Source organism: Rhodococcus sp. Leaf233 (genome assembly GCF_001426165.1).
Taxonomy (GTDB): domain Bacteria; phylum Actinomycetota; class Actinomycetes; order Mycobacteriales; family Mycobacteriaceae; genus Rhodococcoides; species Rhodococcoides fascians.
Genome location: NZ_LMRO01000013.1, coordinates 280,144 through 293,906 on the forward strand (window position 1 = coordinate 280,144; position 13,763 = coordinate 293,906).

A 13,763-nucleotide genomic window follows, 5' to 3' on the forward strand; every position below is an offset into this window, starting at 1 on the left:
GCGGGAACGACCCCGCAGACCCTATTGCGCGGCGCTGACCGAGGACATGTGAAAGTCCGGAATGCGCAGCGGCGGCATTGCCGTGCGAGTGAACCAGTCCTTCCACTCGCGCGGCAGTGTCGCCTCGGTCCGTCCGGCCTCGGTGACACGTCGCAACAGATCCAGAGGACTCTCGTTGAACCGGAAGTTGTTGACGGCTCCGATGATCCGGCCGTCCTCGATGGCGTAGACACCGTCGCGGGTGAGACCCGTGAGCAGCAACGAGGTCGGATCGACCTCTCGGATGTACCACAGTGTCGTCAGTAACAGCCCGCGCTCGGTCGACGCGACCATCGCGTCGATCCCGGTGTCGCTGCCGCCGGTGAGGATCAGATTCTCCCCGGGGACGGCAACGGGTACCTCGAACTTCCGGGCTCCGGCGCGTGTATAGGCCAGTGCTGCGATCGCGCCGTCCCGGATCCAATCGACCCGGTCGATGCCGAGACCGTTGTCGAACACCGACACCGCATCACTGGAGGAGCCCGCCGCGACGAACGGCGCGTACCCGAGACCGGGCTCGCGAGGGTCGGAGTGCAGCGTCAGCGGCAGCTCGGTGAGCTTCTCGCCGACTCGGGTGCCACCGGCCCGCGAGAGTGCGGTGCGCCCCTCCTGGGCCCCGCGCCCCTCCATGGTCCACATCAGGTAGATCATCAGATCGGCCACGGCGGAGGGCGGCAACACCGTGTCGTACCGACCGGCGGGACGCTCCACGGTGTTCTGCGCCCAGCCCAGCCTGGTGGACAATTCTCCGAGCATCGATGCCGCCGACACGTCGCGGAAATCGGCTGTACCTTTTCCCACCCAGGCACTCGCCCCGGACCGCTTTCCGTTGATCTCGATCGACCCGGTCGGCTGTGTGAACGTGCGTCGCACTCCGGTCGAGGTTCCGAGCCACACGTTGTCGACGCGATGCTCGGCGAATCCGTACAACGTGTCTCGGCCGTCGAATCCGACGTTCAGTTCCGTTGCCAGCGAACCGAACACGTCGATCGACGTGGCCTGCGCGTGTCGATCCCAGCCGTCCGGCTCGGAATCGGGGGTCAGCAGCGGCATCGCGTCGTCCGCAGGCTCGGCGGCGCGGGCCGCTGCTTCACTGGCACGCACGACGTCCGCGATCTCGCTCGGATCGACACTGGTGGACGACACCGAACCCACCCGCGCCACGTCCCCGTTCCGGACGATGGACACCACCACCCACTGCCTCGAAGTGGAGACGCCGTTCGTGGTCATCGAATTGCCCGCCCACCGAAGCGTCGCGTCGCTGGAGTCGGTGACGAGGACGACGGTGTCGTCGACGTTCGCACACGCCAACGCACGTTCGATCACCTGCTGCGGCTCGATCATCGACCTGCCTCCGATCGGGTGTTGAGGACGTTGACCCCGCGGAACAGTGCGACCGGGCAACCGTGACTGACCGCGGCGACCTGACCGGGTTGGGCCTTGCCGCAGTTGAATGCCCCACCGAGTTTCCAGGTGGAGCGACCTCCGAGCAGTTCCATCGAACCCCAGAAATCCGTCGTCGTCGCTTGATAGGCGACGTCGCGCACCTGGCCGTCGAGCACACCGTTTCGAATCCGGTAGAAGCGTTGTCCGGTGAACTGGAAGTTGTACCGCTGCATATCGATCGACCACGATTTGTCGCCGACCACGTAGATACCGTCCTCGACCGCGGCGATGACCTCCTCGGTCGACCGGTCGGTGTCGGGATCGGGCTGCAACGACACGTTCGCCATGCGTTGGATCGGAACGTGATGTGCGGAGTCGGCGTAGGAGCATCCGTTGGACCGTTCCAGTCCGAGCCTCGGGGCGAAGACCCGATCGAGTTGGTAGCCGACGAGTGTTCCGTCGCGAACCAGATCCCACTTCTGCGCGGCCACGCCGTCGTCGTCGTAGCCGATACTGGCGAGACCGTTCACCTCGGTCCGGTCTGCGGTGACGTGCATGATGGGTGAGCCGTAGCGCAAGGTTCCGAGCTGATCGGGTGTGGCGAAGGACGTCCCGGCGTAGGCGGCCTCGTACCCGATCGCTCGGTCGTATTCCGTTGCGTGTCCGATGGATTCGTGGATGGTGAGCCACAGGTTGGTGGGATCGATGACGAGATCCGTCGGACCTGCCACCACCGACGGGGCCTTGACCTTCTCGGCCAGCCACTCCGGGATGCGCGCGAGTTCGTCCGCCCAGTCCCACGTGCTGTGTTCACCGAGGTATTCCCAGCCGCGTCCGACGGGCGGTGCCAATGTCCGCATCGAATCGAACGCACCGGCCGCTCGGTCCACGGCAGTGGCCTCGAACTGAGGGTGTAGTCGTACCCGTTGCTGAGTGATCGAGCTGCCCGCCGAATCGGCATAGAACGACTGTTCCTTGACCTGCAGCACCGACGCCGTGACGTGGTCGACGCCGTCGGAGGCGGACAACCTGGCCGAGTACTCGGCCAGCAGCGCCACTTTGTCGGTGGTGGGAACGTCGAACGGGTCGATCTCGTACTGCGAGACCCAGACCGCGTCCGAGTACACCGGTTCGGGCGCGAGTTCGACCCGTTCGCGGTTGAGCACGCGTAACGCCGTCGCCACCTCGGCCGCACGCCGCGCCGTGGTGGCAGCCGCGTCGGTACTCAGCTCGGCGTGAGAGGCGAAACCCCAGGTGCCGTCGACGACCACGCGCACCGCCAACCCGATTTCCCCCGCGTCGACGGCGGATTGCACCGAGCCGTCGCGCAGTGAAATCGACTGGGTCGTCAGCCGCTGCACCCGGAAGTCCGCATGCGAGGCTCCGGCCGTGCGCGCCGCGCTCAGGGCCGCGTCGGCAAGTTCTCGCAGGGGGAGGGCGAGGAAATCGGCGTCGACCGACCGGTCCGATGGTGTCGTCACGACTGTGACGCTAGCCGAATTGTTGCCAGCCGAGGCGTAGGACCATGCCGATCACGACGACGAGCAACACGATCCTGACGAAGCCTGCGCCCCTGGCGACCGCCGTCCTCGAACCGAGTACCGCACCGACGACATTGCAGGCGGCCATCGCAGCACCGAGTTGCCAGTACACACTGCCGGTGAATGCGAAGTAGGTCAGCGCACCGACATTGGAGCCGACGTTGATCACCTTTGCCATCGCGGCGCTGCGGACGAATTCGGTGCCCAGCATCGTCGCGAAGACGATGATGAGGAAGGTGCCGGTGCCGGGTCCGAGAATGCCGTCGTAGAACCCGATGCCGGCTGCGGCGAGGCCGATCACGATCAGAACTTTGCGATGGGTCGGGGGCGACGGTGCCGCGGTACGACCGATGGTCGGTCGGCAGGTCACCAGTACCGCAACGCCGACCAGCACGACCATGATGATCGGCACGAAGAGGTCGCGGTCGATCAACGACACCGCGGCAGCGCCCGCCGCCGAGGTCGTCGCCGCGATCGCGCCGGCAGGAACGAGCACCTTCCAGTCGAGCGAGACCTTGCGGGCGAACGTGACGACGGCGGCGACTGTTCCGAAGACTGCGGTCGCCTTGTTGGTCGCGAGGGCTGCCTGCTGTGTCAGTTGCGGTGCCACGAGCAAGATCGCCGGCAACAGAATGAGACCGCCGCCGCCGACCACGGCGTCGACCCATCCTGCTGCCGTCGCGGCGGCCATCAACAATCCCCAGTCCGCGACAGTCATACGGCAAACTCAATCACATGCGTCGATTCAGCCTGTGGCTCCGTGGCCAACCGTTCGTGGCCGACGCACTGCTCGCCGGTGGGCTTTTCGTCATCGAGATTCTCGTTTTCGTGAGTTCGGCCGACGGCCTGAACGGGCCGTTGTTTCTGGCCTTCTCGGTGGTCCTGACCGTTCCCGTCGCGTGGCGGCGTCGGTTCCCCAGGTCCGTGGCGGCCGTGGCGCTCGTGTCGACGTTCGTCGCCGACGTGTGGGGAGCCATGGTCGGGGATACCTCCAACGGCCATCCGGCCGCACTGGCGTTGCCGATCATGCTCTACACCCTGGTGGCCTACGTCGGCCGCGCACAGGGGGCCGTCTACGCCGCCGGTGTGGCCGCCTACTCGGTGTCGTCGTTGTTGCTCTTCCACCAGCCGTTGTTCACGACGCTGCTGTTCAGCGCTCTGCTGTACGCACTGTCGTGGGTCGCTGCCGAATTCCTCGGTGCCCGACGCGCATACGACGAGGCGATGGAAGCCCGACTGATCGTGGCCGAGTACGACCGGGATCGCCGCGCCGAGGAGGCCGTGCTCATGGAAAGAACACGCATCGCGCGCGAGCTGCACGATGTCGTCGCCCACGGGGTGAGCGTGATGGTGGTCCAGGCCGACGGGGCGTCGTATGCCATCCGGCGCAACCCCGAACGAGCCGAGCAGGCGGTGGCCAACATCTCGGCGACGGGCCGGCAGGCGCTGGCCGAACTGCGTAGGACGGTCGCGCTGCTGCGGACGACCCCCGACGCGGACGACATGCCCGAGTACGGCACGGCCGGTCTGGCCCGCGTCGTGGAAATGATGAGTCGAGCCGGCCTGAACGTCGAGTTGGAACAGACGGGCAATCTCGACGACATCAGCCCGGCGATCAGTCTCGGCGTACACCGACTCGTCCAGGAATCGCTGACGAACGTTCTTCGGCACGCCGGCCATGCCCCACGAGCCGTCGTGCGGGTCGCACGCGAAGCAGACACCGTCACCGTCGAGATCTCCGACAACGGCACCGGCAGTGCGGCGCCACCGACCCGTGGCGGAGGACACGGACTGGTGGGGATGCGGGAGCGAGTCGCGGTGTTGCAGGGCACGTTGCAGGTCGGTCGAACACCCCAGGGCTCCTGGCTCGTGCGGGCGAGACTGCCGATCGAGTAGGCGTTAGGTTGTGTCGGTGCCGATCACCGTTGTAGTCGTGGACGACCAGGAACTGATGCGAATGGGCCTGAACATGGTGCTCGAAGCCCAGGACGACATCGAGGTGATCGGTGAAGCGTCCGACGGCTCCGGTGCCATCGAAGCCGTGGCACGGTTGGCGCCCGCCGTGGTCTTGATGGACGTCCGCATGCCCGGGATCGACGGGGTCTCCGCCACTCGAGCGATCACCGAATCGGGATCGGACACCAGGGTTCTGGTCATGACGACGTTCGATCTCGACGAGCACGTACTCGGTGCGCTCAGGGCAGGAGCCAGTGGATTTCTGCTCAAGGACACACCGCCCGAGGATCTGGTATCCGCGATTCGGAGCGTGGCTGCGGGTGACGCCGTCGTATCACCGAAAGTCACGAAGAGGCTGTTGTCGCGGTTCGTCGAGCGCACCGAGCCGGCCGTCGACCCATCGGTACTGGACGGCCTGACCGGGCGTGAGCGAGAGGTCATGGCGCACCTGGCAACCGGGCTGTCCAATGCCGAGATCGCGACGGTGTTGCACCTGTCCGAGGCGACCATCAAGACCCACATCGGCCGAATACTGACCAAACTGGGAGTACGTGACCGAGTGCAAGCCGTCGTACTCGCCTACGAATCCGGCCTCGTCAGACCCGGATCCTGAGAATCTCCCGGCAAACAGGACGCATCGGGAGAAAAACGACTGTGCCGGACGTTGTACGGACCAAGCGAAGAAAGGACCGTCATGCTCGCTCTGTTCGTGCTCTACGTCGTGGTCGAGGTTGCAGCCCTGGTCGCTGTGGGCAGTGCACTCGGTGTGCTGTGGACCGTGGTGCTGCTCATCGCCGGATCGTTGGTCGGTTCGTTGCTGGTCCGTTCGCAAGGCCGGCGGGTACTGGACGGCCTGCGACGCGCATCGCAGGGTGAACGCTCGGCCGAGGGAGCCGTGGCCGACGGCGCACTCTTCGCTGCAGGGTCGGTGGCCATGTTCGTGCCCGGCCTGGTGACCACGGTGGTAGGTCTGTTGCTGTTGATCCCACCGACTCGCTGGCTGCTCCGGCCTGCCGTGCTGTGGGCGGCCGCGCGGTGGCTGCCCCGAGTCGCGGCGTCCACTCGACGCATGCGCCCCACGGTCATCGACGGTGAGGTACTCGACGACCGTACGGCCGGCGAGAATCGCGGACCACGAACCACCGGACCGTCGCTCGTTCTCGAGGGTGAGGTGATCGACCCGGGCCGCGTCGATCCCGCTGCCGGGGATTTCCCCAAGCCCCACCGGTAGGGGCAGACTGGTCGCTCGTGACCACCGAATTGTTCTGCGGCGGACGGATCTACAGTCCTTCGGCTCCCGATGCCACCGCCATGGCCGTGACCGACGGAATCATCAGCTGGATCGGTGAGGATCGCACCGGAAGAGCCTTGCACCCCGGCGTTCCCATCACCGATCTGGCCGGTTCTTTCGTTGCTCCGGCGTTCGTGGACACGCACGTTCACGTGACCGACCTCGGACTGTCGCTGATCGGCCTGGACCTGAGCCGGTCCACGTCGGTCGAGGACTGCCTGCGCATGGTGCGAGAACATGCGGCATCCTCGGAAGACGACCTGATCTGGGGTCACGGTTGGGACGAGTCCACCTGGTCCGAACAACGTCCTCCCACCACCGCCGAACTCGATGCGGCTGCTCCCGGACGAGCGGTGTACCTCACCCGAGTCGACTCGCACTCGGCCGCCGTATCCACCCGGTTGCGGTTCGCCGCGTCCGCTGCCGACGCGACCTCCGGCTACTCCGAACAGTCTCCACTGACCGCAGACGCGCACCATCGTGCTCGGCAGACCGCTCGCTCGCTGCTCACCGCCGACACCCGACGCCGGGCCAGGGCTGCTGCGCTCGATGCAGCAGCGGCGCACGGGATCGTCGCGGTTCACGAATGTGCAGGACCGGTGGTGTCGGGCATCGTCGATTTCCGCGAACTCATGAACACCGAGCACGGCGTCGAAGTACGCGGCTACTGGGGCGAGCTGGCAGATACCGCCGAACGCGCCCGCGAATTGCTCGAAGAGACCGGTGCCCACGGATTGGCAGGCGATATCTTCGTCGACGGATCTCTCGGGTCGCACACCGCATGGTTGAGCTCGCCGTACGCCGATGGTCCCGGAACCGGGGTGTCGTACGCAGATGTCGACGCGATAGCTGCACACATCGCCGCCTGCACGACGGCCGGAATTCAGGCCGGCTTCCACGTCATCGGCGACGCCGCGGTGTCGGCCGCCGTCACGGCATTCGGCCGGGTGGTCGCCGATCTGGGCACGCCCGCCGTCGCGTCCTGCGGACACCGGCTCGAGCACGTGGCGATGGTGTCCGCGCAGCAAGCCGACCTGTTGGCGTCATGGGGCGTCATCGCCAGCATGCAGCCGGCGTTCGACGCGGCGTGGGGCGGAGCCGACGGCCTCTACGCCGCGCGTCTGGGTGCCGAGCGCGCTGCCGAACTCCACCCGTTCGCACGCCTGGCGTCTGCGGGAGTCTCGCTGGCGTTCGGCTCCGATGCGCCGGTGACGTCCCTCGATCCGTGGGCGACGGTCCGCGCTGCGGCGAACCACCGCACTCCGGGGAGCTCGGTGTCGCCCCGTGCGGCGTTCTCGGCTGCGACGCGCGGTGCATGGCGGGCGGGGGGAGTGCGCGACGGTTTGGCCGGAACACTGGTGCCGGGCGCCCCCGCGTCCTTTGCGGTGTGGGACGTGGACGAGCTCGTCGTGCGAGCACCGAAGGACAGCGTTCAACGGTGGTCGACCGACCCCCGTGCGGGCGTGGCACCGCTGCCCAGCCTCGAGGCGTCGTCCGTCGGTCCCCGCTGCTCGATGACGGTGCACCGTGGACGGGTCGTTCATGAGCAGTGAGAACCCCTCGACCGCGCGACTGACCCGGCTGTACGGGCCTGCGCTGTCGACCGTCCTGGCTGCCGTTGCCGGCGCGCTCGTCTTCGCCAGTTTTCCGCCGCGAACGCTCTGGTTTCTGGCACCCATCGGCATCGCAGTACTGGCCCTGGTTCTGACGGGGTTCGGCGGTCGGCGATCGGTGTCGTTGAAAGGCGGATTCGGATACGGCTACGTGGCCGGCCTCGCCTTCTTCGTTCCTCTGCTCCCGTGGATCGGCGTCTACGTCGGCCCGGTGCCGTGGCTCGCGCTGGCCGCAGCCGAATCGGTATTCCTCGGTCTGTTCGGTATGACGGCCGTGCTGGTTGCGCGGAGCGCGTGGTGGCCGCTGTCGATGGCCCTGATGTGGAGCGCCGCCGAGTGGCTTCGGTCGAGCGTTCCTTTCGGAGGGTTTCCGTGGGGCCGGCTGGCGTTCGGACAACCCGAGGGCTGGTTGCTTCCGTTGGCGAGCATCGGAGGCGCACCGCTGCTCAGTTTCGGGGTCGCGCTCACCGGTACCGGACTGGCCGCGCTGGTGCTGACACTCACGCGTCGCGTCACCGCCCGATCGCTCGTCGGACCGGTCGTGACCACGGCGATCGCATCGATCACTGCGGTGTCGCTGATCCCGACTCTGCACACGAACGACATCGGGGACGGCGATCGCACGGCGACGATCGCTGCCATTCAGGGCAGTGTTCCTCGCCTGGGGCTGGACTTCAACGCGCAGCGACGCGCGGTACTGGACAACCATGTGCGCGAGACGATGGCGCTGGCCGCCGATGTCGACGCGGGCAGGCAACCCGCGCCGGATCTCGTCGTGTGGCCGGAGAACGCGTCGGATATCGACCCGCTGCGCAACTCCGACGCTGCGACGCTCATCACGCAGGCGTCGGTTGCCGTCGGTGCGCCGATCCTCGTGGGCACCGTCCTGGTCAACGCGAACAACACGAACACCAATTCCGTCATCGCATGGAACGGTGCCGACGGACCAGGGGAGCGGCACGACAAGAAGATCATTCAGCCCTTCGGTGAATACTTGCCGTACCGAAGTTTTTTTCGGCTGTTTTCGGAATACGCCGATCGAGCGGGCTATTTCGTTCCTGGAAATGGAAACGGTGTCGTACACGCTGCAGGAATAGCGGCCGGAATAGCCACGTGCTACGAAGTCGCATTCGATCGGGCCCTCGACGAGTCCGTTCGTTCGGGTGCGCAATTCATCGCGATCCCTACCAACAACGCAACGTTCGGCGATACGGAAATGACGTATCAACAGCTGGCGATGTCGCGGGTGCGAGCCGTCGAACACGGACGCACCGTCGTGGTTGCGGCGACGAGCGGCGTCAGTGCTGTAGTCGGACCCGAGGGGAACGTCCTGCAGCAAACCCCGCTGTTCGAGCCCGATGTACTGGTATCGACGGTCGAACTGCGGAGCTCGCTCACACCGGCGACACGCATCGGTTTCGGCGCGGAGCTGGCGCTGATTCTGGCCGCGGCAGTGGGGTTGATCGCGACGCTCGTCGACGTCCGACGTCGACGGCTTCGTGAATGAAACAATCGTCAAGTTCGTTCGGGTCGGTATTCGGCGCATCGACGGTCCGAATCACTATCATTCGTTCGATGTAAAAACGGCGGTCGGGTGGCGCACACAAGCGATCCTGTAACAAGCTTCCCCGAACAATCGATGCCCACTAGGACTACCGCACAAAAGAACTTCGCCGATGTTGTATCTTTGTAAGCCGCTGGAGGTGTTGGAGGTCCAGGATGCGGCCGCCGTCGTACCCCCGAACGCCGCCTCGGTCACGATGTCAGGGGAGCGAACAATCGGCATCGATGCCGCGTCCGGATCGAGCGCCTGACAGGGAGGGGGAACCGTGTTCCTGAGTTCACGGACACCGTCGATCGACTCTACTTCGCGTGAGGTTCCCGCGATGCAGCCCGCCCGGTGAAAACGGGGTTCTTCCCTGTTTCAATCCGGCAAGCTCCAGGCGACGAATCCAAACAGCCCCACAACCGCCATCGAGTGTGTGTGGACCGATACGAACGCAGACCAGAACGGACGCCAGAATTGCTCAATCGCGCGCAGACGCCGCCGCGGCCGGAGATCTCTCACCAGGCCGAAGGCTCCGATTCCACGGGTTCGACGTCGGCTTTTGCCGGTGCCTCCGTCCCGCCGAAAGGCAAGTGAATGCGCGCAGTGACCACCGGTGGCTCTCAGGTCCCGCCGACCGGAACAGGGTTCGACAATTCCTTCCCGTTGTCCTCAGCGCAGCGCGGAATGTGGTTTGCGCAACAACTCGCGCCTGACGTCGCTGTCTGTATCGCCCAATACGTCGATCTGCGCGGACCACTCGACATAGCGGTTCTCCAGGAGGCGTCGGCCCGCGCCGGCCACGAGTTTCAGTCGGCCTACCTGCGCCTGGCCCAGGTCGACGGGGAGCCGGTTCAGACGGTCGACCACGGCATAGATCAGTCGGTGCACTACCTGGATCTTCGCGGCGAAGACGATCCGATGGCGTCGGCGCTGGCGTGGATAGACGAGAACTACGTCAAGCCGGTCGACATGGAGAACGATCCGCTCGTCGACAGCTGGATTCTTCAGGTCGAGGACGAACGCAACCTCTGGTACAGCAAGATCCACCACGTCGCCCTCGACGGCTACGGTGCCATGACACTGGTCCAGCGCACCGCCGCGCTCTACACCGCAGCGGTCGAGAATGTCGAACCCGAGCCGAACAAGGCAGCCGAACTTCGGCGACTGTACGACCTCGATCAGGAGTACCGGACGTCCACTCGTTTCGAGACGGACAAGGAGTACTGGACATCGAGGGCCGCGGGCATCCACGACGGTGCCACGCTGTCCAACACACCCGGTCGTACCATCGCGGCCAGCAAGCTGCGCAGTGTCGCACTGCCCGATGACGTCGTCACCGAACTCGAAGCGTCGGACTCGACGAAGGGCGGGACGGCCGCCGCGGTGTTCATCGCTGCATTCGGCTGTTACCTCTCGCGCATGACCGGGCGAGAAGACGTCCTGGTCAATATCCCCGTGTCCGCGCGCACCACGGCCCTCCTCCGTCGATCCGGCGGAATGTTGGTCAACGTCGCACCCATTCCGATGCGCGTCTCCGAGAAGGCCACCGTCGGTGAACTCGTACAGCAGGTACAGCTCGAACTGATGGGTGCGTTGCGGCACCAGAGGTTCAGCATCGAAGACATCCGGCGCGAGTTGGCAGCCACGGGAAGCGACAAACAACTCGCCGGCCCGATGGTCAACATGATGCTGTTCCATCAGCAGATTCAGCTCGGCTCGATCGTCGGCGAATTCAACATCGTCACGTCCGGCCCGGTCGAGGACCTCCTCGTCAACGTATACCAGAGTGGTACTCCCGCACGAACATTCGTCGATTTCCGGGCAAACCCCAACCGCTACGACGACAACGACCTGACGACGCATCACTCCAGTTTCGTCGACATGGTCACCGAATTCATCGCGTCCGGCCCGGACGTGCCCGTCCTGCAAGTTCATCCGGACAGCGCCCTCGAAGGTCGCCGCCGCCGCCGCGCTGCGGCGCACGTAGCCCACTGGGTCGATCGACTGGCCGATGCACCGGACCTGCTCGCGCTGCCGACCGACCGCCCCCGGCCTTCGCGCATCGGGCATGTTCGCGCATCGCACGAGGTTGCCCTCGGGTCCGCAGCGTGGGATGCCGTGAGCCGACTCGCCGACGACAGCTCGACCACCCCGTTCGTCGTGCTCGAATCCGCTGTGGCCGTTCTTCTTTCGCGTCTCGCATCCACCGACGACGTCTCGATCGCAGTACCCTCCGGCCGTGGCGAGACGGTTGTTCTGCGCACCCGCCCCGACGGCCGTCAGTCGTTCTCGGACTTCGTCGGCACCACCGCGGCAGAGTTCGTCGATGCGTCGGCCCACGCCGATGCCACCTTCGCCGAGATAGCCCAAGCACTCGGCTCGGCCGAAACCGGCTCGCACAACCCCCTCGCCCAGGTCGCGCTCCGCTTCGGGGAGTCTCCGCTTCCGCGCGACGGAATAGATTTCGATCTCGTCGTCACGGTTCACGAGTCCGAATCTCCGCATGTCGTCATCGATTACGCCACAGAACTGTTCGATGCCGGCAGTGTCGCTCAGATCGGTCGTCGTCTGGTGCGCATCGTCGACGCACTGACGAGTGACCCACAGCGTGCCGTCGGTGACGTGGAGTTGCTCTCCACCGCCGAACGTGCGCGCCTGGCTCCGGTTCGTGGTCCGCGTTCTGTTGCGGGTGTGGTGTTGCCGGAGTTGTTGGCTGGTGCGGTCGGTGTTGCTGGTGTCGGTGGTGTTGCGGTGGTGTCGGGTTCGCGGGTGCTCCTGTGCTGTGCACGCCGTGTGCAGCGGTTCANCGACGACGGCGGCTATGCGCGTCTCGTCGCCGCGATTGCCGAACGTGCGCGCCTGGCTCCGGTTCGTGGTCCGCGTTCTGTTGCGGGTGTGGTGTTGCCGGAGTTGTTGGCTGGTGCGGTCGGTGTTGCTGGTGTCGGTGGTGTTGCGGTGGTGTCGGGTTCGCGGGTGCTCTCGTATGGGGAGTTGGATGCGGCGTCGTCGCGTGTGGCGCGGGTGTTGATGTCGTGTGGTGTGGGTCCGGGGTCGTTCGTGGCGTTGGCGTTGTCGCGGTCGGTGGAGTCTGTGGTGGCGGTGTGGGCGGTGGCGAAGGCCGGTGGTGCGTTCTTGCCGGTGGATCCGAATTATCCGGTGGATCGGATCGAGCACATGTTGGTCGATTCCGGTGCTGTGGTGGGTGTGACGTTGGGTGCGCATCTGGATGCGGTTGCGGGTGTGGGTGGGGTGTCGTGGGTGGTGCTCGACGATGCCGATGTGGTGGCGGATCTGGCGTTCGCTTCGCCTGCTCCGGTGTTGGATGCCGAGCGTTCGGGTGTGTTGCGTCTCGATGATGCGGCGTATCTGATCTATACCTCGGGGTCCACGGGTGTGCCCAAGGGTGTGGTGGTCACTCATCGTGGTGTGGGGAACTTGGCTGCCGAGGAGCGGGTTCGGTTCGGTGTGGGGCCGTCGTCTCGGGTGTTGGCGTTCGCGTCGCCGAGTTTCGATGCGTCGATTCTCGAGTTCGTGTTGGCGTTCTCGGGTGGGGCGACGATGGTGATTGCGCCGGCGATGGTGTTCGGTGGGGTGGAGTTGGCGTCGTTGCTCGCCGAGGAGCGGGTCACGCATGCGTTCGTGACTCCGGCGGCGTTGGCGTCGGTGGATCCGGTGGGGTTGGATTCGGTGGAGGTCGTGGTCACCGGTGGTGATGTGTGTGCGCCGGAGTTGGTGGCGCGGTGGGCGCCGGGTCGGCGGATGTTCAATGCGTACGGTCCGACGGAGGCGACGATTTTCTCGTCGATTTCGTCGGCGTTGGTGGTGGGGGAGTCGGTCGATATCGGTTCGCCGACGATCGGTTTCGCGGAGGTGGTGTTGGATGCGCGGTTGAATCCGGTGCCCGTCGGTGTTGTGGGTGAGTTGTATCTGGCGGGTCCGGCGTTGGCTCGTGGGTATCACGCGCGGTCGGGGTTGTCGGCGGAGCGGTTCGTGGCCAATCCGTTCGGTGGTGCGGGTTCGCGGATGTATCGCACCGGTGATGTGGTGCGGTGGAATGCCTCGGGTGCGTTGGAGTATGTGGGGCGCAGCGATTTTCAGGTGAAGGTGCGTGGTTTCCGCATCGAGTTGGGTGAGATCGATTCGGTGTTGGCGGCTGTGTCGGGTGTCGATTTCGTGGTCACTGTCGGGCGTGAGTCCGCGGCGGGGTCGACGGTGTTGGTGTCGTATGTGTTGCCGGTGGCCGGTGCGTCGTTCGATGCCGGTGTGCTGCGTGATCATGCGGCGTCGGTGCTACCTGCGCACATGGTGCCCTCGGCGTTCGTGATGTTGGAGTCGATCCCGTTGACTCCGGCCGGCAAACTCGACCGCAAAGCCCTCCCCGAACCCGA

Annotated in this window: 9 protein-coding genes and 1 pseudogene; 7 read left to right on the forward strand and 3 right to left on the reverse strand. The window is 65.7% G+C overall.

Annotated features, from left to right (window positions below; translation table 11 throughout):
- Positions 1 to 21: 21 nt before the first annotated feature.
- The 3 genes from ASH04_RS24035 to ASH04_RS24045 are packed head-to-tail and all read right to left on the reverse strand — an operon-like array spanning position 22 to position 3,684.
- The gene (locus ASH04_RS24035; RefSeq protein WP_027497109.1) at positions 22 to 1,383 is read right to left on the reverse strand and encodes a metallopeptidase TldD-related protein; all 1,362 of its coding nucleotides are present in this window, start codon (positions 1,381 to 1,383) and stop codon (positions 22 to 24) included.
- Positions 1,380 to 2,906 carry a TldD/PmbA family protein gene (locus tag ASH04_RS24040; protein ID WP_032382028.1) on the reverse strand — a complete coding sequence of 509 codons (1,527 nt, stop codon included), beginning with the start codon at positions 2,904 to 2,906 and terminating at the stop codon, positions 1,380 to 1,382. The genes ASH04_RS24035 and ASH04_RS24040 overlap by 4 nt, the downstream gene beginning before the upstream one ends.
- Positions 2,907 to 2,916: 10 nt before the next feature.
- Positions 2,917 to 3,684 (reverse strand): TSUP family transporter, encoded by a 768-nt coding sequence (locus ASH04_RS24045; protein ID WP_032370548.1) that lies wholly within the window; start codon positions 3,682 to 3,684, stop codon positions 2,917 to 2,919.
- A 17-nt stretch (positions 3,685 to 3,701) separates the two neighbouring features.
- On the opposite strand from ASH04_RS24045, the gene ASH04_RS24050 reads away from it, so the two are divergent.
- The 7 genes and pseudogenes from ASH04_RS24050 to ASH04_RS27645 form a co-directional block, all read left to right on the forward strand.
- Entirely contained in the window at positions 3,702 to 4,862 is a 1,161-nt protein-coding gene (locus ASH04_RS24050) for a sensor histidine kinase (RefSeq protein ID WP_032370549.1), read from the forward strand.
- Between the two features lie 16 nt (positions 4,863 to 4,878).
- The gene (locus ASH04_RS24055) at positions 4,879 to 5,535 is read left to right on the forward strand and encodes a response regulator (protein WP_027497113.1); all 657 of its coding nucleotides are present in this window, start codon (positions 4,879 to 4,881) and stop codon (positions 5,533 to 5,535) included.
- A gap of 81 nt (positions 5,536 to 5,616) precedes the next feature.
- Positions 5,617 to 6,153, forward strand: a complete 537-nt coding sequence (locus ASH04_RS24060; protein ID WP_057474729.1) for an FxsA family protein — start codon at positions 5,617 to 5,619, stop codon at positions 6,151 to 6,153.
- Between the two features lie 17 nt (positions 6,154 to 6,170).
- The gene (locus ASH04_RS24065) at positions 6,171 to 7,766 is read left to right on the forward strand and encodes an amidohydrolase (protein WP_057474730.1); all 1,596 of its coding nucleotides are present in this window, start codon (positions 6,171 to 6,173) and stop codon (positions 7,764 to 7,766) included.
- Complete coding sequence (lnt, locus tag ASH04_RS24070) at positions 7,756 to 9,333, forward strand: apolipoprotein N-acyltransferase (protein ID WP_057474731.1); 1,578 nt, start codon at positions 7,756 to 7,758, stop codon at positions 9,331 to 9,333. The genes ASH04_RS24065 and lnt overlap by 11 nt, the downstream gene beginning before the upstream one ends.
- Positions 9,334 to 9,969: 636 nt before the next feature.
- Positions 9,970 to 12,181, forward strand: a 2,212-nt coding sequence (locus tag ASH04_RS27640; RefSeq protein WP_442971253.1) for a condensation domain-containing protein, incomplete at its 3' end; no start/stop codon positions are given.
- 1 nt (position 12,182) lies between these two features.
- A pseudogene (locus ASH04_RS27645) lies at positions 12,183 to 13,763 on the forward strand (amino acid adenylation domain-containing protein); the annotation flags it as partial.

Coding starts and splice junctions, on each gene's coding strand:
- ASH04_RS24035 (WP_027497109.1), bottom strand. CDS start 1,383: ATGATCGAGCCGCAGCAGGTGATCGAACGTGCGTTGGCGTGTGCGAAC.
- ASH04_RS24045 (WP_032370548.1), bottom strand. CDS start 3,684: ATGACTGTCGCGGACTGGGGATTGTTGATGGCCGCCGCGACGGCAGCA.
- ASH04_RS24050 (WP_032370549.1), top strand. CDS start 3,702: ATGCGTCGATTCAGCCTGTGGCTCCGTGGCCAACCGTTCGTGGCCGAC.
- ASH04_RS24060 (WP_057474729.1), top strand. CDS start 5,617: ATGCTCGCTCTGTTCGTGCTCTACGTCGTGGTCGAGGTTGCAGCCCTG.
- lnt (WP_057474731.1), top strand. CDS start 7,756: ATGAGCAGTGAGAACCCCTCGACCGCGCGACTGACCCGGCTGTACGGG.